Source organism: Noviherbaspirillum sp. (assembly GCF_035254685.1).
In the GTDB taxonomy this organism is placed as follows: domain Bacteria; phylum Pseudomonadota; class Gammaproteobacteria; order Burkholderiales; family Burkholderiaceae_D; genus Noviherbaspirillum.
Map to the genome: position 1 here is coordinate 1 of NZ_DATFAI010000013.1, position 21,084 is coordinate 21,084.

Consider the following 21,084-nt stretch of genomic DNA (forward strand, 5'->3'; position numbering starts at 1 on the left):
CGCTGCTCGGGCTTCCAGCGTTCGAAATGCTGCGGCAGCACGCCGAGGTATTCCTCCAGCGTCGGGCCGCCCGCCTCCTCGCGAATGAAAATGAAGCCGCCCCAGCGCCCGACTTCGGCTTCCGGGAGATTGAGCGGCTGCTCGTCCAGGTGGGAAAAGTCCCAGCGCGACGGAATGTTCTTCAGGCTGCCATCGGGATTCCACGACCAGCCATGGTAGGTGCAGCGGAATTCGCCGACCTTGCCGCTGGCCGTGCGCAGCTTGCGTCCGCGATGCAGGCACACATTATGAAAGGCCTTGACCGAACCGTCGGCCTGGCGTGTGAGCAGATAGGAGCGGCCGGCGTTTTCATACAGCACCACGTCGCCGGTATTGAGCATTTCCTCTTCGCGCGCCGCGAACTGCCACACACGCGGCCACATCTTTTCGAGTTCGCGCTGGAAAAATGCCGGACTCGTATACCGGTCGGGTGACAACGGCTCCGAACCGAGATATTGATAAGCGTCTTCCTTGAGGTAGCCGGGCACTTCGCGGCTGTCGCGTGCGGCCAGCTCATCCCACGACGCGCCAGGACAGCACGCCGAAGGCATCTTGTTCAGTTGTTGATCATTCTCAGCCAAGTTTGTCCCCTCTTGCTTTCTTATGGCGCTCTTTGATGAACACCGCAGCGCTGAATGTACACTGCGTCAAAAAAAATAACACGCGTGCTGGACTGTTTTTTTAAAGAGACGATATTTTTATTGCGATAGCTCATCAGGCCGACACAAGTCCCGAGGATTCAGGCAACAGTCCCTCCGCTGGAAGACGTCGGGCAGTCCTCCAGGCACTCCTTCAATTGGTTTAAAGGGACGTTGAACGCATGATGCATTTGGCAAGCGATACCTGAGCTAATTACTCGGGCAAGTGGCTTCAGTTATGACTTTTTCGCGAAACGTGCGGTGGACGAAACAAGCGCAAACCAGTCCGGACCAGAAAAAATTTGTAGCAGTTCATTGCACTCAAGAACCACTTTCTGAAGCGATCACCGCGGAATGCGTCCTTCCGGCGAAGCATCCACTTCGGGCTGGGCGATTGAAGCCTGGCGCAGCACATATCATTTGAAACAGAGTTTTATAAAAGCCAGTCAGCCTGTTTGTTGATGTAGACTGTCCCGGCATCTGAAGATAGATTCGTGTTCGAAGAAGCGGGAATCCGGATTCCTGTCTTCATTTGCAGCCGGATTCCATGTTGACAATGAATGGAAATCCGCGGGATGCAAGCGTGAGGCCGGTCCGAGATCGGCTCGCCTCGCGCATCCCGCGACCACATAGGACGGCTTGTCCGACGGTCTCTGGCACGACGGTGCCGGCCGTGGCAGCCTCCTCCGGCACCATAAAAAAACAACCAGGAGTGAGACATGCAACAGCACACCCCGGCAAATACCTTGCCGCCGGCGAACCTGCGCGAACAGATCAAGGCATTGGGCGTGGCCTCGCTCGGCAGCATGCTCGAGTACTTCGAGTTCATTATCTTTGTATTCCTGGCGCCGCAAATCAGCCGCCACTTTTCCTCACCCGACATGCCCGAGTGGCTGCGCCTGATGCAGACTTTCGGCATCTTTGCCGCCGGTTTCCTGATCCGTCCGGTGAGCGGCATCCTGATGGCGCAGGTTGGCGACAGGATCGGCCGCAAGCGTATCTTCACCTTGACCCTGGCACTGATGGCAGGCCCGACGCTGGCAATCGGCCTGATGCCGGGTTACGCGGCGGTCGGCATCTGGGCGCCGATCCTGCTGCTCGTGTGCCGGCTGATGCAAGGCATCTCGCTCGGCGGCGAATTGCCCGGCGCGATCAGCTTTGTCTCCGAACAGGTGAGCGGGCGAAAGGTGGCATTCGCGCTCGGCATTCTCGCGGCGGCGACCGGAAGCGGCTCGCTTGCTGGCTCGGCAGTGGTCAGCTGGCTGTCCCATCAACTGGGCGCGGACGCCCTGATGGAATATGGCTGGCGCATCCCTTTTCTCATCGGCGGCGTATTTGGAATTCTCTCGGTGTATCTGCGTCGCTTCACGCATGAGACGCCGGTCTTTGTGGCGATGAAGGCAAAGACGATGCTGTCGGAACGCCAGCCTTTTACGGAGCTGCTGGCGAAACACCGCTTCAACCTGTTCGGCGCGATGTTCCTTGCCGCCTGCACTACCATCGTGGCCGGCGCCACCCAGCAATTTCCCGTCACCTATTTCGTCACCTTGAAGAAACTGCCGATGGCCGAGGTGTCGACCGCGCTGACCGTGATGATCGCCTGCACGGCAGTGGGCAATGTCCTTGGCGGCGCGATCGTGTCGTGGCGCCTGCTCAGCCTGCGCAACTGCTATCTGCTGACACAGGTGTTGACGGCGATTTCCATGTTCTGGATGTTCGCCCAGGAGACGCCCGCCGGGCTCTGGCTGCCCGCGATTGCACTCGGCCTCAGCGCCGGCGCTTCCATGGCCTTGTCGCTGACCTTGCTTGCCAGGGCATTTCCGGCACAGATCCGCTATACCGGACTCGCCACCTGCTACAACATTCCCATCGCCGTTTTCGGCGGCACCGCGCTGATTGTCCTGACCTTCCTCGCGCGCTATTCGCTCGATTACCCCGCCTTTTATCCGGCCTTGTTCGTGCTGCTGTCCATGGCGGCTGCGATCCTGCTCTGGCCGCGTCGCAACGCCATCAGTCCGTTCGACCGCGACGATCCGGATTCCATTCCGGAACGTGAAGCCGATCTCCTGCTGGAGCCGACCATCCGCTGAGGAACGGCTGGCACTCCGATATTCGTCATACCAACAGCAACTGCATAGAAAGAAAGGACATGGAAATGTCTGCACAGTGGGACTACATCATCGTCGGCGCCGGCTCGTCCGGATGCGTCATGGCGGAGAGGCTTTCCGCGAATCCGAACCACCGGGTACTGCTGCTCGAAGCGGGCGGGCACAACAACAGCCCGCTGGTTCACATGCCGAAGGGGATCGGAAAGCTGGCATCCGATCCAAAGCACGCATGGATTTATCCCGTCGACCAGCCGCGCTTGCCTGATACGCCATCCACCGAATCGTGGGTGCGAGGCAAAGGCCTCGGCGGATCGTCGTCGATCAACGGCATGATCTGGATCCGCGGCCAGCGCGAAGATTACGACACCTGGGAACGCGCTGGCTGCAGCGGCTGGGGCGGCAAGGAAATGAGCGCAGCTTTCCAGGCCATCGAAGACCATGAACTCGGATCAGGCGAGGGGCGCGGCGTGAGCGGGCCGGTACACATCAGCACCGGCAAGTTCCGCTATCCGCTGGCGGAAGCCATGATCGCGGCCGGCGAGGGCATGGGACTGAAGCGCCGGGAAGACCTCAACGGCGCGCAGGAAGGCATCGGCTATTACGCGCACAACATCCGGAATGGGCGCCGGCAGAGCGCCGCGGTCGCCTTCCTGGAGCCGGCACGCAAGCGCCCGAACCTGGAGGTGAGGACCGGCGTGACCGTGGACCGCATCGACTTCGCAGACAAGCGTGCGGTATCCGTCGAAGCACTGATCGGTGGCCAGCGCCACTCCTTTAAGGTGAAGGGTGAAGTGATTTTGTCGGCGGGCGTCATGGCCTCCCCGGCGATTCTCCAGCGCTCCGGGATCGGCCCTGCACCGCTGCTCTCTTCGCTCGGCATCCCGGTCGTTGCGGACAGCGCGAATGTCGGCAGCAAGCTGCTCGAGCATCTCGGCTTTTCGATGCCCTATCGACTGCGCGGCGCGGCGGGCAACAACCGTGAATTCCGTGGCCTCGGCATTGTGAAGAATGCATTGCGTTACGCGCTGACCCACACCGGGCCACTTGCCACCGGCCCCTATGAAGTCGGCGCGTTCGTGCGCAGCCGCCCAGAGCTGCTGCGTCCCGACATGCAATTGTTCGGCAGCGCATTCACCTTTCAGGCCAAGCGCGTCAGCGATCGCAACTATCCGGTGCAACAGGGCACGGTGGAGCGTGAGCCGGGGTTCACGGTGTACACCCAGTTATTGCACCTGCAAAGCCGGGGCAGTATCGCGATCACCGGCCGCGATCCGCAGGCGAAGCTGAAGATCGAACCCAACTGGCTCTCGACGGCGGCCGACCAGGAGTCTGCGGTGGCTGCTGTGCGCTATGTGCGAAAGCTCGTGGCGCAGCCGGCGCTCGCTCCTTATCTGCAGCAGGAAATCAGCCCGGGAGCGGCAGTCGATTCGGATGAAAAGATCCTGGACGCGTTCCACCAGTTGTCACGGTGCGGCCTGCATGCCGTCGGTGTCTGCCGCATGGGCGGTTCAGAGGACGATGTCTGTGATTCCCGGCTGCGCGTGCGCGGTGTGCACGGTGTGCGCGTGATCGATTGCTCCGTCATGCCCGGACTGGTCTCGGGCAATACCAACGCGCCGGCGATGGCACTCGCCTGGCATGCGGCGTCCATGATGCAACGGGGGTAAACATGTCGATGAATAGCGAAGAACGTCCGCTCGGTCGTACCGGGCTCACCACGATGCCGCTGATGCTCGGCGGAAATGTGTTCGGCTGGACGGCCGACCGCGCCAACAGTTTTGCCGTCCTCGACGCATTTCTTGCCGGCGGAGGAAAGCTGATCGACACGGCCGACATGTACAGCAACTGGATTCCCGGTCTCGTCGGCGGCGAGTCGGAAAACATGATCGGCGAATGGCTCACGAGCCGCGGCTGCCGTGACAAGATCCTGATCGCGACCAAAGTAGGGCGAGGCATCAACGAGTTCGCCGGCCTGTCGCGCCAAACCATAGGCAAGGCGATCGACGCCTCTCTGCGCCGGCTCAGGACGGATTACGTTGACTTGTATTTCGCTCATCTGGATGACAGCAGCGTGCCGCTCGACGAGACGCTGCAGGCGTTCGACGACCTGGTTCGCGCAGGCAAGGTGCGCGCCATCGGCGCATCGCATTACAGCGCCGAGCGCCTGCTCGCCGCTCAAGCCGTCAGCAAGAGCCTTGACCTGAAGAGCTATGAGGTCTTGCAGCCGCGCTACAACCTGCTCTCGCGTGACAGCTTCGAGGGCAGGCTGCAAGAGATGTGCATTGAGAACAGCATCGGCGTCGTTCCCTTCTATGCACTGGCAAGCGGCTTCCTGACCGGCAAATATCGCCGTGTGGAGGATCTGTCCGAGCGCCAGCGCGGCGCAGAGGTGGCGAAGTACATCACGCCATTCGGGCTTGGCGTCCTCCGGGCGCTGGACGAGGTCGCCACAGAAGCGCGCGCGATACCGGCGCAGGTGGCACTGGCATGGCTGATGGCGCAGCCGGGGATCACAGCTCCCATCGCCAGCGCGACCTCTGCGGTGCAGGTGGAAGAACTGATGGCGGCAACCCGGTTGCAGCTGGGCGCGGAAGCGCTGGCCTTGCTCGACGAAGCAAGCGATCCGGCGCGCCAATTCCCCTTGATTGAAAGGTAAAAAATGACAGGACGTTTGCAAGGCAAGGTTGCGATTGTGACAGGGGGAGCTTCAGGCATCGGCGCTGCTTGCTGCCGCCGCTTTTCGGAAGAAGGCGCGCAGGTCGTGTTGACCGATCTCCAGGAAGAATTGGGACAGCAGGTCGCTGCCGAGACCGGCGGCTGGTTCATGCGGCAGGATGTCACTGATGAGGTGGGATGGGAGTCAATCATGGCGCAGGTTCGCGAGCGCCATGGACGCCTCGATATCCTTGTGAACAATGCCGGCATGACATCGCGCTACTCCATCGAAGACCTGACGCTCGATGCCTGGAACCAGGCGATGGCGGTGAATGTCACGAGCGTCATGCTGGGTTGCAAGCATGCCATTCGCATGATGAAGACCAATCCGGGCGGCCCGTCCGGCTCCATCATCAACCTCGCCTCGATCGCCGCCTATCTCGGCATGCCCGATGCTGCGGCCTACTCGGCGAGCAAAGGTGCGGTCCGCCTGCTCACCAAATCGGTAGCGGTGCATTGCGCGCAACAGTATGGAAAGATTCGCTGCAACTCGATCCACCCGGGCGCGGTAGACACGCCAATTCACCAGAGCAGGCTGAGTCAGGTCGCGGACCAGGAAGCGGCCCGCGCCGGCCTGAATCGCCTGCAGCCGATGGGACGCATGGCGACCGCAACGGAAATGGCCAATTGTGCCCTGTTCCTGGCAAGCGACGAAGCAAGCTTTGTGACGGGCAGCGAGCTGCTGGCCGACGGCGGATGGCTGGCTGAAGGCGGCATCCGCAATCTGCCGCAAACCGTCGGAAACAGGTAGCCGCCGGAAATGGGACAGACGCCGTTCCTGACGGCGTCACATGCCCTGAATTTGTCAGGCAACGCTGAGCAGCAGATGATCCAGATAACGATGATGGATAAAGGATCGTAGGGTGGGTTTCGCTTCGCTCAACCCACCCTACCATCCCTTACGCATCATCATTACCTGGATGATCCATGAGTAGTCGCCTGGCAGCCATGACGGCAAGCCGTGCGTGGTCACGCGGGGATATGTTTGTCCCGATCAAACGCAACGCGGGTACTTCCACGTCAAATGGCATGTCGGCTGGCAGCGCACGTACAAGCTCTGCCAGCGGGAAGCTGCCCTCGCCCGGCACGAGCCGGTCGAACACATCCGCGACATAGCGTGCGGGATCCAGCGCTTTCCCGGCATCTGCCAGCACCGGCCCGTCGCATAGCTGCGCGTAGCTCAACAGACGCCGGTCGACGCCCAGCAGATCCGCCGGTTTGCCCCCGGTGCGTTGCAGATGCAGCGGATCGATCCCAACGCCGAGGTTGCTGCATCCTGCGCGTTCAACGACTTCGAGCGCACGCGCTAGGCTTGGGCAACCGGCGGACAAGCCGTTGAATTCCAACCCAACCGCCAGTCCATGCCCGCCAGCCAGCTCGCAAAACTGCGACAGTCTGTCGAGACCGCGCTCTTCGTCGGTATCGTGCAAGTGAACAACCGCGCGCTTTGCACCCAGTTCCGCGCCGAGTTCCAACGCCGCGCGGTAATCGGCGACGACAACATCGGACGTGATACGGAAAAATTCGAGGTTCGTGACCTCGATGCCAGTCTCACGCAGGCGCAGTCGCATCTCGGGAAACATGGCCGGCGTCACGCAAGGGAACGGCGGGCGGCCGGCACCGGGGTTGGCCGGCACCTGGACGAACACGCAGACAGCTTCGCAGCGCGATGGGGCGCGCCGTAATGGACGCGTCGTTTCCGGTTGTGCTGCGCATGCCCATTCCTCACCGTCGTTTCGGTTCAGTCCATGGCGGTGACGTTCAGTCTGCCGCCTCCTTGTAGTGCTTCATGGCGCCGGACAACAACCATGCTGCACCCAAAGCGCTGATGCAGCAGACAATCGCGAGCGAAGTGCCGACCTTGGCCGTATCCCGCAGCACATGGTCTGTCACGAAGGCGATGATGCTGGGGGCAATGCCCAGGCCGAACACCGAGACCAGGAAGTAGAAAATCGACACGGCGATGCCGCGCATGCGATTGGGCGTGGAGATCTGCAGCGCGGATGCCGCCACGGCCCATGGCAGCGCGTACAGCAGGTTGATCATTCCGGCGACCGCGAGCGTTCCTTCATAGCCGTCCACAAAGGGAATCGCGATGCAAAGCAGGCCGACCACCACGGCGCACAGCATCGGGCAGCGCACAGGCGCATCACGATAGCCGCGCGCCGTCAGCCAGCGTTCAACCCACGGACCGGAATAGATGCCGATTGCGCCGAGAATCAGCACCTGCGTGCCGTAACGCAGCCCGACCGATGCCGGATCGGCGCCGAAATGCCGCATCAAGTAAGCCGGCATCCATGTCGGGAAACCGTAGATCACGATAGCGAGCAAGGACAGGCCGATAAAGTATCGCAGGTAGAAAGCGCGATGTTCCCAGAAAAAGGCGATCGTTTCTCGCGCGGTGAAATGCTCGTCCTTGCGCGCCGCGCTCAGCATGGAGGTGCGCGCCGGTTCACGCACAGTGAGCAAAGCCGCGGCCAGCAGGAGACCGGGCACACCGACCATCACAAAGGTCAGTTGCCAGGTGGAGAGCGACGCGAGGATAGGGAAAATCTGCCCGAGCTTCGTGGCCGCACCGATCACCAGCCCGCCGGCGATCAACGCAAGGCCCGCGCCGAGCGACGGCCCGAGCATGAAGATGCTCATGGCGCGCGGCAGGCGCTTGCGACTGAAGTAATCGGCGATCAGTGAGAATCCCGCGGGCGCGAGGCAGGCCTCGGCCGCCCCCACACCGGCGCGCGTCAGGAACAGTTGCCAGTATTCGTGCGTCATCCCACAAAGGATGGTGAAGCAGCTCCATAAGGCCACGCCGAAGATCGGGCCGAATATCACGTACGCGGTCATGAAGGAGAACCCTTGCAGCAGGCTGATCTGGACATCCGTCAGCAGCATGTCACGCTTGATCGGATCAACCAGCAGGTTGAGCACTTGCCGGTCGATGAAGGCGACCGTGTAGGCAAAGGTCAGGAGGTAGACGACGTACCACGCATAGGGGCTATCCTGGCGGATGCGCCCGGACGCCGGGATCAACACCCGGACATTCATATCATTCATCGGAGATGCCTTTTGAAGCGGTGGTCAGTTGTTTGGCGCGCCGGCCTCGATCCACGCGGCAAGCTGCGCGATCTCGTCGTCGGCGAGAGGCTGCAGCCCCAGCGGCATGCGCCCTCCGGAGCCGCCATTGTCCAGATGCGTGCCGCGCAGCTTGTGCAGCAGGTAGCTCCGTTCGGGCTGGCGCGGCGCGACGCGCGGCATCGCGCTCTCGGCCGACGGCTTGCCGACCAGGCTGCCATAGGCGAGGGTCGGGGCCAGCCCAAGGCCTCCCTGCTCCTCGCCGGTCATATGGCAAGAAACACAATTACGCTGCAGCAGCGGCAGCACCGTCTTTTTGAAGCTGATGGGCTGCGCGTGGCTGCTGGCCGAAAACAGGGCCAGCAGCGCCCCGGCAAGCGACGCAGCCTGGCGCACGCGCCGGCCTTGTTTCACCTGCCTCATACCGGTGCCCCGGCGCCGTGGGCGGCGCGCGCCGCGATGTAACCGAAGGTCAGTGCCGGGCCAATGGTGCCGCCGGCGCCGAAGTATCCCGCGCGCGAGGGGCTGGCAATGCAGTTGCCTGCGCCGTAGAGTCCGGGAATCGGCTGTCCGTTACTGGCAAGTACCTGCGCGCTGGCATTGATCTGCGGCCCGCCGTTGGTGTCGAGCGCACCGGGTGCCACGATCACTGCGTAGTACGGCCCCTGCTTTGCGAACGGATACAGGGTGCGGTTGACCATGTCGCGCACCTGCGCTTCCTGGCCGGGGCGCGGACGCGAGAAATAGGCCAGCCAGTCGGTTTCTGCCGGATCGCGGCCGCGCTGGAAATCCTCGTCGCGACCTTGTGCGGCAAATTCACTGAAGCGCTGCACGGTGGCTTCGAGCTGTTTGCCGAAATCCTCCGACAAGCGGTAATCCCCGATCTTGTCCTGAAGCTTTTGCAGGCGTGCCTGGATGTTCTTGCCCAGTTCGGCAAAGGTCGCACCGCTGATGAGATACGGGGACTCGCGCACGTCACGCGGGAAGGGATAGCTGCCGCCGTACACGTCGATCGCACGCTGATCGAACACCATGAACAGGAAGTGGTTCGGGAATTCAACCTTGCCCGCGTCCCACGCGAAATGCACCCGCGTGCGGTCGTTGTAATTACGCTTTTCATTGACGACCCGGCGGCCGTACTTGTTGACCAGGACCATGGCGTCGCCCGGCGGGATATTGAGCGCGGCGCCGACCACGCGGTTGTTGAGCGCTTCCTCGAGCAGCACCTGGGTACGCCAGGCCGTGTCAAGGTTGCCCATGCGCGCCCCGACCGCTGTCGCCATGCCGATGAGATCGCCGGTCGCGCCCGGGTTGGCGCAGGAGCCGTAGATCGGCCCGGTGTGGCGGTGCGCCAGCTCAGGATTGTGCGCAAAACCGCCGGAGCCGAAGATCACGCCCTTGTGCGCGCGAATGCGCAGCGTCTTCTCGCCCGCCTTCGCCTCGACGCCTAGGATGCGGCCGCCCTGCTCGATCAGGTTCACGACACGATGCCCAGCCAGGGTGCGGACGCCGTGCTTCTGCAGCCACGCGATCATGTGATCGACCAGCGCGGAACCACGTCCGCCATCGATCTTCGGATCGGGCCACACCGCGCGTCCCTTCGGAACCTTGTTCTGGGGGAGCGTTGCCGAATAATCGGGCGACGGCCCGACGCCACCCGGCAGTTCGAAACGGATCAGGTTCGCCGCACCGATCTGGTTCAGGCGCGCGACTGCCGGCGCGGCATTGCGATAGAAGGCCTGCAGCAGATCGAATTCCTGGCGTTCCAGCCCCATCGTCGGGCTGTCGGCGCGATAGCGGTCCGGATAGGCATAGCGGCACATGTAATGCAGGCAGTCTGTTTCCGAGTCCGGAATGCCCTGGGCTTGCAGGCTGAAGTTGTTGGGAATCCAGGCAACGCCGCCGGCTCGCCTTGTTGTGCCACCGAAAATCGGCGCCTTCTCGAGCAGGATGACCTTGCTGCCCAGGTCCACCGCCGTCACTGCGGCGGAGCACGCTGCCGCGCCGCTCCCTACGCACACGATGTCGGTCTGCATGTCCCAGCGCACGCCCTTGGTGTTTTCGGCAGCTGCGCTGATGTTCATGACGCCGAGGGTCGCTGCCCCGGCAATACCGCTGTTAAGCAGGCTGCGTCGCTTCAGATTTACTTTGTCGTTCACTCAATGTCTCCATTTTTTCGGTTAGTCGACACATCCTTCCGATGTATCGAATGTTACATTTAAAACAGTTTGCCCTGTCTTTTTAGCGGATAATACTACAGCGCGAAAAGGCAGGCTCGGTGTGTCTATATGGAAGCAGCCTGGCTCTCCCAGGGCCGCGGGCGCGGTTTGCCGGTCGACTTGATGGCCGCAGCGTCCAGTTCGGCACCCGTCGGGTTTCCGCGCAGGGTGAGGCCGCCATTGACTTGCAGGTTCTGACCGGACATGAAGCACTCGTCGCTGGCGAGCCAGACTGCGGCAGCGGCGATGTCGTCCATGGTCCCGATGCGGCCGAGCGGATAGCGGTTTCGATAGGTTTCGAAAATGCCGGGAATCGCCTTGGCGCCCGCAGTCATCGGGGACTCGGTAAGACCAGGCGAAATGGAGTTGGCGCGAATGCCCCGCTCCCCATACTCGTTGGCCAGGCAGCGCATGACATGGTCGAAGCCCGCCTTGGTGCCCATGTAGGCCGCATGGTTCTCGAGCATGATCGTGGCCGTGGCCGACGAAATCTGGATCAACGATCCACCCTGCTGCATCTTCGGAAGGATGGCCTGGAAAAAGAAAAAGGGGCCGATGAATTGCAGGTCGGTCATGCGCCTGATCTCTTCCTCGGTGGTCAGCTCGAAGGGCTTGAGCAATCCCCAGCCGGCGCCATTGAGGGCAATGTCGATTCCGCCGAGTTTTTCCGCCGCGGCCTGCGCAAGGCGTCCGCAGTCTTCACGGTTGGTAATGTCGCAATAGTACGCCTGCCCTCCGATCTCCGCGGCGAACCGCTCCAGTTCTTCCATGTGGCGACCCGCCACCAGCACGCGCGCGCCCTCGTTCGCAAATCGTCGCGCGATGACCTGCGACATGTTGTCGCGCGCGGCGGCGCCCATCACTACTGCTCGCTTTCCGGCCAGTCTTCCCATTTCCTGTCTCCTTGTGTTTTGACGATTCAGACGCCCACGACCGACTTTGCGATGATGCTCAGCTGCACCTCGGCCGCGCCGCCAAAGATCGTGAACGCACGGCTGTTCAGATAGTCCGGCACCAGCAGCGGCAACAGGCTGCCGTCCTTGTGTTCGACGTCGTCCCATTGCGATGCTAGCGGCCCCAGCACCTCGACGCCCATTTCGGCGATCGCCTGTTTCATGCGGCTGGCGCGCAACTTGAGGATGGAAGAGATCGGCCCGGGGTTCTGGCCCGGCTGTAGGCTGCCCATGATGCGCAGTTCGAGCATCTCGAAACAATCGAGATCGGCGCAGAGTTCGCCGAACCGGGCGACGAGCGTGCCGTTCTTCCGGATGTCGATGCCGCGCCCCTTCAGTTCTTCAATTGCATCGCCGATGCGCTTGAGCTGCGAACGCAAGCGGCCGCTGAAGATGCCGCCGCCGCGCTCGAATTCGAGCAGGTATTTGGCGCAGTTCCAGCCTTCGTTTTCGGCACCGACGCGGTTGGCCTTGGGCACGCGCACGTCGGTAAAGAACACCTGGTTGACGTCGTAATCGCCCCCGATCGTATCGATCCGGTGTACGTCGATGCCCGGCGATTTCATGTCGATCAGCAGGAAGCTGATGCCCTCCTGCCGCTTGCCCGCGTTACTGGTGCGCACCAGCGCAAACATCATGTTGGCGTGATGCGCGTGCGTGGTCCAGATCTTCGAGCCATTGAGGACATAGTCGTCGCCATCAGGCACCGCCGTCATCTTCAGGGATGCGAGGTCGGAACCCGCGCCCGGCTCAGAAAATCCCTGGCACCAATAATCCTGGCCGTTGAGGATGCGGGGCAGGTAATGCCGTTTCTGCTCTTCGGTACCGAATCGCAGGATGACCGGCCCCACCAGCCGCACGCCCATCGGGTGCACCAGCGGCGCGCCGGCGAGCGCGCACTCGGATTCAAAGATAAACCGTTCGACCGCGTTCCAACCCGTGCCGCCCCACTCCTTCGGCCACATTGGTACCAGCCACCCGGCGCGCTGCAAGGCTTGCTGCCATGGCCCGGAGATCTCTGGCTCCGGATAGACGCCGGTCGTGTATCGCTGCCCGCACTGAAGCTCGGGGCTCAGGTTCTTGCGCAGGAACGAACGCACCTCCTCGCGGAAGGCCTGTTCTGCGGGACTCAGTTCAAGCTGCATGTTGGATCCTTTGCTCTTGATGCGTGGGCAATACCCGGCTCACGCGGTATTCGTTGCGGTCGAGCATGAGCTCGCCATACCGTTCGCCATTCCAGGCCGTACTGCCGTACTGCTGCGAAAAAGCGAGCAGCTTGCGGAAGTAACTGGCAATCGCGAGCTCTTCCGACACGCCCATCGCGCCGTGCAGCTGCACCGCATCCTGCGCAACGAGGCGCGCGCCACGCCCTACCTTGGATTTCGCGAGTGCTGCCATGGCCTTGGCCGAAGCCGGATCGTTATCGATGTGCAAGGCCGCTAGCTGACACGCCGAAAGCGCCTCCTCGCAGCACACCGCCATTTCGGCGAGACGATGCTGGACCACCTGGAACTTGCTGAGGGATTGGCCGAACTGAACCCGTTCCTTGGTGTAGGCAGCGGTCTGCTCCAGCGCGGCCTGCATGGCGCCCGACGCTTCCCAGCACTGGCTGACGGCGGCTTCGCAGAGAAACCTTTCAAGCATCTCGGTGATATCTTCCCCGTTACCCAACAGCGTGGCGGCGTCGACCTCCACCGCTTCGAGCGTCAGGTCGGCAACACGGCTGCCGTCGAGGGCACGGTGCTCCGTGAACGTCATGCCGGGAGTATCGCGCGGCAAGAGGAACAGCGCATGCGTGCCGTCTTCCCGCCGGGCCGAGACCAGCACACCGTCTGCGCCCGGCGCACCTGCTACCAGCGATTTTTTTCCATCGAGGGTGTAGCCGCTCCCTTTGGATTTGGCCCGGGTTGCGCGCGCAGCCCAGCAATCGGATTTGTCTGCCTCATCATGCGCCAGCACGATACGGCGCGAGCCATCCACCAGCGACACAAGCCACGCGGCACGCTGATCGACGCTCCCCAACGCCGCCAGCAGGCGCGTTGCCAGAAGCACGCTGTTGATATAGGGCTCGATTACAAGGTGACGGCCGAAGGCGCGCATCAGGAGTCCGCACTCCATGGCGCCGCCGTCAATGCCGCCGTCCGCTTCCGCCAGTGGCAAGCCGAGCCAGCCCATGTCGGCAAAGCCCTGCCAGATTGCGGGCGAGATCGCGTTCGGCGCCTTCAGGCTGTTTGCCCGCTTGAGAAAATCGTATTCGTTCGCGAGGAATTCGAGCACGCTCGTCTCGATCATTTCCTGCATTTCGGTGAGTGTGAGCTGCACAGTCGACTCCGGGTTTAGTGATGTGAACGTCGCCGTGTTTCAGCGGGCAAGCAACAGCGCATCGATGGCGACCGCGCCCGAGCCGGCTTCCCTGACCTGGAGCGGATTGATTTCGATTTCCTGTGCAGCCGCTCCCAGTGCCTGCGATGCACGGGACAGTGCCGCTATCGCCGCAATTGCCGCTCCGACGTCGGCCTTGGCCTTGCCGCGATAGCCGTCGAGCAGGGGATAAGCCTTCAGGCTGTGCAGCATGTCGCTCACCATTGATTCGTCCACCGGCAAGATGCGGTGGCTGACGTCCCGATACAGTTCAGTGAGGACACCGCCGAGGCCAACCGTGATGGTCGCGCCGAATACCGGGTCATGGGTGATGCCTGCGATCAGCTCAGCCACACCCTTCGACATCGGCTGCACCAGCACGCCGTGAATGCGCGCATCCGGCGCATAGCTGCGCGCCGATTCCATGATGGCCTGGAAGGCTGCGCGCACCTGCGCTTCATCCTGCAGATTCAGCCGCACGCCGCCGGCCTCCGTCTTGTGGGCAATGTCGGCGCTCAGGACCTTGAGCACAACGGGATAACCGATCCGGCCTGCCGCTTCCACTGCCGCGTCCGCATTGGCCGCCGGCATTTCCGGCACGGGCGGCACGCCAAATTCGGCCAGCAGAAGCTTGGTCTGGTACTCATCAAGGCCCGCAAGCTGGCGTTCGACGTTTGCACCCGTCGCTTGCCGGCGCAGCTCTGCCCAGTGGCGCACGGATTCACGACGCGCAAGCCATTGGCAGTATGGCGCCAGTGCCTGGGTGGCACGACCAATATCCGTGAACACGGGAATGCCGGCGTTCGCCAGCTGTTCGCGGCACTTGGCCTTGCCCGTATCGATGGCGACGAACAGGCGCTGATTTTCCTTGCAGATTTCCATCAGCGGCTCGGCCATGCGATCGAGCAGCGAGCCGTTGGCGTAGATGACGACGGTATCGATAGCATCCGTCTTCGCCAGGACACCGAACACCGAACGCACGAAGTCCGGATTGTTCACGATGTTGCCGGTCACATCGATCGGATTCGACACCATGCCATAGTCGGGAATGCCTTCGCGCAGCGCCTGCTGCACGTTGTCGGGAAGCGTGGGCACATCCAGGCCGGCGCCGATGAACTTGTCCGCGAGGATGGCGCCCAGTGCACCGGAAAGGGTGACGATCGCCACGCGGCTGCCGCCGGTGCGATGGCGGAAGCCGCTCAGCCAGGCGATATCGGCCATCTGCGTGAAGTCCTGGCCCTGAATGATGTTCAACTGCTGGAATGCCGCCTCGTACACGGCCATGTTGCCCGCCAGTGCCGAGGTATGCGAACGCACCGCCTCCGACCCCTTCTCCGTCTGGCCGGCCTTATACAGGATCAGCGGCTTGTTGGCTTCGGCGAAGGCCAGCGCAGCGTCGATGAATCGCTGGCCGTTGCGCAACTGCTCGACATAGCCGACGACGCAGTCGGTCTGCTCATCCTGCGCGAGATAATCCAGGTACTCCGAAAACTCGACGCATGCCTCGTTGCCGGTATTGATGAAGTGCCCGACTTCGACGCCAAGCTGGCGCATCAGGGCGAATACGGTGGAGCAGACGTTGCCGCTTTGCGTGACGAGGCCAGAACGGCCGGAGGGGCCGGAACCACCGATAGCACCCTGCGGCGGAACGTTCTTGAACACGGTGGCAAACGCCGTGAAGGCGTTCGTGTTGAGATTGGCGAATCCCATGCAGTTCGGCCCGGCCACCACCATGCCGCTCTCTTGCGCAAAACGCTCCAGCTCTTCCTGCAGGCCCACGCCTTCACCGCCCATTTCCGCAAATCCCGCCGCATAGACAATCGCCGCCTTGACGCCGCGCGCATGGCAACGGCGCAGCATGGCGGTGACGTCCGCAGCGCCGATCGCCAGCACGGCAAGGTCCGGCGCTTCAGGAACCGATTCGATGTCCGCGTAACAGCGATAGCCAAACACTTCTTCATACTTCGGGTTGACCGGATAGACCTGCCCCTCGAAGTTGAATGTCTTGAGCAGGTCGAGTGGCATGCCGCCGATGCGTGCCGGGTTATTGCTGGCGCCAATCATGGCGATCGATCGTGGCTGCAGGAGCGGGGTCAATCGATGATGCATAAGGAATCCTTCTCTCACTGAATTGAGCGTCGCGGCTTTCGCATGCCTCATGCAGCGGCATCGACCTCGCTTGCGCCCTATGTTTAAAAACAGTTCACCTTGCTTTTTTGTTGTATTATGCATGAAATGCTTTTGGCGCACAATCGCGTACATCTCAATGTTTGATCTGCATTGCACAAGCAGTTGTGAATGTTATTTTCCGGTTCCTTGCGCTGTGTTTTTTCCTTTTCTTCGGGGGCTTCCCATGACGAATATCAACGCCGAGTTCCGCTGGAACGATCTCTTTCTTCTTGGTTATGCCCCCATGGACCAGACGCACCGGGAATTTGTCGACGTCGTCCAAGGCATGCTGACGGCGAAGGACGACGAGATGCCCGACCGGCTCGCAGCCTTCATCAGGCACGCGGAAGAACATTTTGATCAGGAACACGCATGGATGGCTGAAACTGCTTTTCCCGCGCGGCAGTGTCATGCGGACGAACACGACGCCGTGCTGGCATCCGCCTATGAGGTGCAGGATCTGATCGCTTCAGGCCGCGAGGCCGCGCTGGCAAGGGAGCTTGCAAAGGCGCTGGTGAACTGGTTTCCGGGACATGCCGACTATATGGATGCGTCCCTCGCCCAATGGATGTCGAAGAAGCGCCTGGGCGGCACGCCCGTCGTTCTCAAACGTGGCGTGGTGCAAGCAGAATGACCGCGGGCATTCATCCGCAAGGTGCGCCGGCATGAATACAATCATCCATCAGGACCGGCGATCCCTCATCCAGGTCACCTGTGAAGAAGAACAGGCATGGAATGAGCAGCAGATGAGCCAGCCAGTGCAAGGCCCTACCGTGCGCCTGTGGCGCTATGACACGCCAGGACTGGTGCTTGGTTGCTCGCAACGCACAAGCACGTCTGCGGAGCAGGTCCGGCAGCGTGCCGGCATTGCCATGGTCGCCCGCCAGGCGGGCGGCGGTGCCGTACTGGTTGGGCCGTGGATGTTGAGCGTCTCCGTCGCCCTTCCCAATACGCATCCGCTCGTGTCGCAAAATCTGGTCGACAGTTACCGATGGATTGGCGAATTGCATGGCGAGGTATTGCGGCGCTTCGGCGTAGCCGCCCGGACGCTGCCGCCCGATGAAGCCGGTATCCTGCAAAAGGGAACGGTCGAAGCCGGTCTTGGCTGGGCCTGCTTTGGCGGCTTCTCGCCTTGGGAAGTGGTGGTGAAAAACAAAAAGATCGTCGGGCTGGCGCAAGTACGGCGACGTACGGGAGCCCTGTTTGTCGCCGGGGTGCTGCTCGAGCAGCCCGACTGGACGCTGCTGGCTCGGGCGATGGGGCAGCCCGATTCCAGCGGTGCCGCCCTGGCTGACCGCACGACCTCGCTGCGGGAGGAACTGGACAAGGCGCCGGCAACTGCGGAAATCGCGTCTGTGCTCGAAATGGAACTCATGGACCGGCTCGCTCGGTGATGACGCCGGCGTGTCGTCCGGCGAACTGGTCGGTATCATGGCGCTAGCATCGGCAGGTGTTCAGCGCCGCGGTTCAAAGCAACTTGCGTTCCGCCGGCTTATTCAAGTAGCGTCATTGTTGCTCGCAGGATTGGGCATCCCGCTCACTTACCGACCGGGTTGCCACTCCTGATAAGACGGAATGTCCTCTTCGCAATGCAACCACCGCACGTCGTGCGAACACCAAATGTGCATGGCCGGCCTGAACCCGGGATCTTCATCGAGTGTCGCCACACGAACAATCACGTGCGGCTGCGCCAGACGCTCGGCCATGAGGTGAGAGCCACAAACAGAACAGAAATGCCTGAGCTTTCCTGGCGATGATTCAAATGTCGCCAGTTTTTCTTTACCTTTGACCCAGCGGAAATGCTCTCGCATCACGCCAGCAGTTGACGCAAAGGCAGCGGCGTGAGCCTTGCGACAAGTACGGCAATGGCAATGAGCAATTGGCGCATCCAATTGATCGATTTCGTAGTCAATGGCGCCACATAAACAACTGCCCTTCATCGCTTCTCCCATGGAATGACCACGCCGCAGTCTGATGGCGTCCAACATTGATACGGACAGCATGAACTGGTAGGCACGATGACTGGCTGGCAAGCCTATCGGTTTGATCCCTCACAGGCTGCGCCGTTGCATTCGTGACGACCACTTATTGTATCCGTACTGACCATACCCAAGTCCGGCGTGCCGACTGAGAGGTCCGCGTTCACTGCCTGCGTCGTCCCCGGGATATGAGCGCGCCGGAAGTCCAGGCTTGCATGCGTACCTCGTGGGTGCGCGTGAACGACGTCGAGTTCCACCAACCTAAGATGGTGGTTCGACAGGGAAAGCGTGGCAAGGATCGCATCACGATGTTGCCGCTGGCCCGGGTTGCTCCAGTTCGCGCACAAGGTGCCCGAACCGAATTGCCCTACAAGGGTGAATATGCATAAACGGAATGTCATGACGCTGCCGGCACACGGAGCATCATTCCATGAATCGGACGACCCGCGTAGCGCGGTGCCAGGCAGACGACTGCCTGCCTTGAAGCTGTGGCGCGCAGTCACACACAAATACGCAGCCGGAATGACTTTGACGCGCTGCGTCTGCGCGCCATCAGCCACCTCCTGCCTGCTCTTTGGCCGGCCGCCTTTGCGCACTCAGGAAAACAATCCCTCCGTGACGGCAAAAGACCGCGGCCGTTTTTTCTTATACTCGAGCAGGCGAGGTCAAAGATCAGATGCGCTCAAAAATCGCGGCGATGCCCTGCCCGCCGCCGATGCACATCGTGGCCAGCGCATAGCGCCCGCCAGTCCGGTGCAGCTCATAGATTGCCTTGGTCGCGATGATCGCACCGGTAGCGCCGACCGGATGGCCGAGCGAAATGCCCGAGCCGTTCGGATTGACCTTTGCCGGATCGAAATCGAGCTCCCTTGCGACTGCGCAGGCCTGCGCCGCAAATGCTTCGTTGGCCTCGATGACATCGAGGTCCTGCACACGCAAGCCGGTCCTTTCCAGTACCTTGCGGGTCGCCGGCACGGGACCGATGCCCATATACAGCGGCTCGACACCCGCATGCGCATAACCGACCAGGCGCGCCAGCGGCTTTAGTCCGAGAGCCTGAGCACGTTGTGCCTCTGCCAGTACCAGCGCAGCAGCGCCGTCGTTCAGGCCCGATGCGTTACCGGCGGTAACCAGGCCATCCTTCTTGAAAACCGGCTTCATCTTCGCCAGGTCCTCAGCAGTGACATTGGGACGCACGTGCTCGTCGGTATTGAACAATACCGTGCCCTTGCGCGTGGCAATTTCCACGGGAACGATCTGGTCCTTGAAGTAGCCAGCGGCAATAGCGTTTGCAGCGCGACGCTGACTCTCCAGCGCCAGCGCGTCCTGCATCTCGCGCGTGATGCTGTAACGCTCTGCCACGTTCTCGGCAGTAATCCCCATGTGTACCTTTTGCCATGGATCGTGCAGGATGCCGTTCATGTAATCGAGCATCTGCGTGTCGCCCATCCTTGCGCCCCAGCGCGCAGCCGGAACCAGATAGGGGCCGCGGCTCATTGCCTCCGCGCCGGCACCGATGGCGATATCGGTATCGCCAAGCATGATCGACTGTGCGGCCGACACGATTGCCTGCAGTGCAGAGCCGCACAGGCGATTCACGTTAAAGGCCGGTGTTTCTTGCGGAATGCCGGCATCCATCGCCGCGACGCGGCTCAGGTAAGCGTCGCGCGGATCGGTCGGAATCACGTTGCCCATGACGACATGACCGACTTCCGGTGCCGCCACGCCGGAGCGCTCCAGCGCGGCCTTGACCGCTGTCGTTGCCAGCGTTGACAGCGGTACGTCTTTCAATGAGCCACTAAAGGTTCCGATCGCCGTACGTGCGGCACCGACGACTACGACTTCACGTTGTTTCATTTCTTGATCCCTTTTTTTACATGCTTCGGCGGTATTGCCCGCCCACTTCAAACAATGCCCCGCTGATTTGCCCCAGCGAGCAGTAGCGTACGGCTTCCATCAGCACTGCGAACACGTTCCTGTCCTCGATCACTGCTTGCTGCAGCTTCTTCAGCATGGCCGGGGCTTCCTTCTCGTGGCGTTCGTGGAATTCAGCCAGCCGCTTCAGTTGCGACTGCTTCTCCTCTTCCGTGGACCGCGCCAGCTCCAGCGTCTGCTGGACCGCATCGCCCTTCGGATTGCGGAAGGTGTTCACGCCGATGATCGGCAGCGTGCCGTCGTGCTTCAAATGCTCGTAGTGCATCGACTCTTCCTGGATCTTGCCGCGCTGGTAACCCGTCTCCATCGCGCCCAGCACGCCCCCGCGCTCGGCGATGCGCTCGAATTCCTGCAGCACCGCTTCTTCCACCAGGTCCGTCAGCTCCTCGATGATGAAGCTGCCCTGGTTCGGGTTCTCGTTCTTTGCCAGGCCCCATTCGCGGTTGATGATCAACTGGATCGCCAGCGCGCGGCGCACCGATTCGTCGGTCGGCGTGGTGATCGCCTCGTCATACGCATTGGTGTGCAGCGAGTTGCAGTTGTCGTAGATCGCAATCAGGGCCTGCAGCGTGGTGCGGATGTCGTTGAAGTCGATCTCCTGCGCATGCAATGAACGCCCCGAAGTCTGGATGTGGTACTTCAGCTTCTGGCTGCGCTCGTTGGCGCCGTACTTGTCGCGCATGGCCACCGCCCAGATCCGGCGCGCCACACGCCCCAGCACCGTGTATTCCGGGTCCATGCCATTGCTGAAGAAGAACGACAGGTTGGGCGCGAAATCGTCGATGTGCATGCCCCTGGCGAGGTAGGCTTCGACAAAGGTAAAACCGTTGGACAGCGTGAAGGCCAGCTGCGAGATCGGGTTGGCCCCGGCTTCGGCAATGTGATAGCCGGAAATC

General features: G+C 61.8%; 18 protein-coding genes. 6 read left to right on the forward strand and 12 right to left on the reverse strand.

Annotated elements, in window-relative coordinates; translation table 11 throughout:
• Positions 1 to 620, reverse strand: a 620-nt coding sequence (locus tag VJ698_RS03460; protein WP_324101287.1) for a Rieske (2Fe-2S) protein, incomplete at its 3' end; no start/stop codon positions are given.
• A 776-nt stretch (positions 621 to 1,396) separates the two neighbouring features.
• On the opposite strand from VJ698_RS03460, the gene VJ698_RS03465 reads away from it, so the two are divergent.
• Genes VJ698_RS03465 through VJ698_RS03480 form a run of 4 tightly spaced genes read left to right on the forward strand, consistent with a single transcriptional unit; the run spans position 1,397 to position 6,251 of the window.
• A complete protein-coding gene (locus VJ698_RS03465; RefSeq protein ID WP_324101288.1) occupies positions 1,397 to 2,767 on the forward strand; it encodes an MFS transporter in 1,371 nt (456 codons plus the stop codon).
• 59 nt (positions 2,768 to 2,826) lie between these two features.
• On the forward strand, positions 2,827 to 4,452 hold the full coding sequence (locus VJ698_RS03470; protein WP_324101289.1) for a GMC family oxidoreductase: 1,626 nt from the start codon (positions 2,827 to 2,829) through the stop codon (positions 4,450 to 4,452).
• A 2-nt stretch (positions 4,453 to 4,454) separates the two neighbouring features.
• Positions 4,455 to 5,441, forward strand: coding sequence for an aldo/keto reductase (locus tag VJ698_RS03475; RefSeq protein ID WP_324101290.1), 987 nt, complete (start codon positions 4,455 to 4,457; stop codon positions 5,439 to 5,441).
• 3 nt (positions 5,442 to 5,444) lie between these two features.
• Complete coding sequence (locus tag VJ698_RS03480) at positions 5,445 to 6,251, forward strand: glucose 1-dehydrogenase (RefSeq protein WP_324101291.1); 807 nt, start codon at positions 5,445 to 5,447, stop codon at positions 6,249 to 6,251.
• Between the two features lie 148 nt (positions 6,252 to 6,399).
• On the opposite strand, the gene VJ698_RS03485 is transcribed toward VJ698_RS03480, so the two are convergent.
• The 8 genes from VJ698_RS03485 to VJ698_RS03520 form a co-directional block, all read right to left on the reverse strand.
• Positions 6,400 to 7,149 (reverse strand): sugar phosphate isomerase/epimerase, encoded by a 750-nt coding sequence (locus VJ698_RS03485; RefSeq protein ID WP_324101292.1) that lies wholly within the window; start codon positions 7,147 to 7,149, stop codon positions 6,400 to 6,402.
• A 112-nt stretch (positions 7,150 to 7,261) separates the two neighbouring features.
• A complete protein-coding gene (locus tag VJ698_RS03490) occupies positions 7,262 to 8,554 on the reverse strand; it encodes an MFS transporter (RefSeq protein WP_324101293.1) in 1,293 nt (430 codons plus the stop codon).
• Between the two features lie 24 nt (positions 8,555 to 8,578).
• The gene (locus tag VJ698_RS03495) at positions 8,579 to 8,995 is read right to left on the reverse strand and encodes a c-type cytochrome (RefSeq protein WP_324101294.1); all 417 of its coding nucleotides are present in this window, start codon (positions 8,993 to 8,995) and stop codon (positions 8,579 to 8,581) included.
• Positions 8,992 to 10,731 (reverse strand): FAD-dependent oxidoreductase, encoded by a 1,740-nt coding sequence (locus VJ698_RS03500; protein ID WP_324101295.1) that lies wholly within the window; start codon positions 10,729 to 10,731, stop codon positions 8,992 to 8,994. Before VJ698_RS03500 ends, VJ698_RS03495 begins: the two co-directional genes overlap by 4 nt.
• A gap of 125 nt (positions 10,732 to 10,856) precedes the next feature.
• Positions 10,857 to 11,684 carry an SDR family oxidoreductase gene (locus VJ698_RS03505; RefSeq protein WP_324101296.1) on the reverse strand — a complete coding sequence of 276 codons (828 nt, stop codon included), beginning with the start codon at positions 11,682 to 11,684 and terminating at the stop codon, positions 10,857 to 10,859.
• 26 nt (positions 11,685 to 11,710) lie between these two features.
• Positions 11,711 to 12,889: an acyl-CoA dehydrogenase family protein gene (locus VJ698_RS03510; protein WP_324101297.1), complete on the reverse strand. Its 1,179-nt coding sequence runs from the start codon at positions 12,887 to 12,889 to the stop codon at positions 11,711 to 11,713.
• A complete protein-coding gene (locus tag VJ698_RS03515; protein WP_324101298.1) occupies positions 12,879 to 14,066 on the reverse strand; it encodes an acyl-CoA dehydrogenase in 1,188 nt (395 codons plus the stop codon). The genes VJ698_RS03510 and VJ698_RS03515 overlap by 11 nt, the downstream gene beginning before the upstream one ends.
• Positions 14,067 to 14,105: 39 nt before the next feature.
• Positions 14,106 to 16,214, reverse strand: coding sequence for an acetate--CoA ligase family protein (locus VJ698_RS03520; protein WP_324101299.1), 2,109 nt, complete (start codon positions 16,212 to 16,214; stop codon positions 14,106 to 14,108).
• A 244-nt stretch (positions 16,215 to 16,458) separates the two neighbouring features.
• Here VJ698_RS03520 and VJ698_RS03525 point away from each other — a divergent pair, with 244 nt between their 5' ends.
• Positions 16,459 to 16,908, forward strand: coding sequence for a hemerythrin domain-containing protein (locus VJ698_RS03525; RefSeq protein ID WP_324101300.1), 450 nt, complete (start codon positions 16,459 to 16,461; stop codon positions 16,906 to 16,908).
• A 31-nt stretch (positions 16,909 to 16,939) separates the two neighbouring features.
• Positions 16,940 to 17,668, forward strand: a complete 729-nt coding sequence (locus VJ698_RS03530) for a lipoate--protein ligase family protein (RefSeq protein ID WP_324101301.1) — start codon at positions 16,940 to 16,942, stop codon at positions 17,666 to 17,668.
• A 147-nt stretch (positions 17,669 to 17,815) separates the two neighbouring features.
• Here the strand turns inward: VJ698_RS03530 and VJ698_RS03535 are convergent, their stop codons facing one another.
• The 3 genes from VJ698_RS03535 to VJ698_RS03545 form a co-directional block, all read right to left on the reverse strand.
• Positions 17,816 to 18,262: a GFA family protein gene (locus tag VJ698_RS03535; RefSeq protein ID WP_324101302.1), complete on the reverse strand. Its 447-nt coding sequence runs from the start codon at positions 18,260 to 18,262 to the stop codon at positions 17,816 to 17,818.
• Positions 18,263 to 18,925: 663 nt separating this feature from the next.
• Positions 18,926 to 20,110: an acetyl-CoA C-acyltransferase family protein gene (locus tag VJ698_RS03540; RefSeq protein ID WP_324101303.1), complete on the reverse strand. Its 1,185-nt coding sequence runs from the start codon at positions 20,108 to 20,110 to the stop codon at positions 18,926 to 18,928.
• 16 nt (positions 20,111 to 20,126) lie between these two features.
• Positions 20,127 to 21,084, reverse strand: a 958-nt coding sequence (locus tag VJ698_RS03545) for a methylmalonyl-CoA mutase family protein (protein WP_324101304.1), incomplete at its 5' end; no start/stop codon positions are given.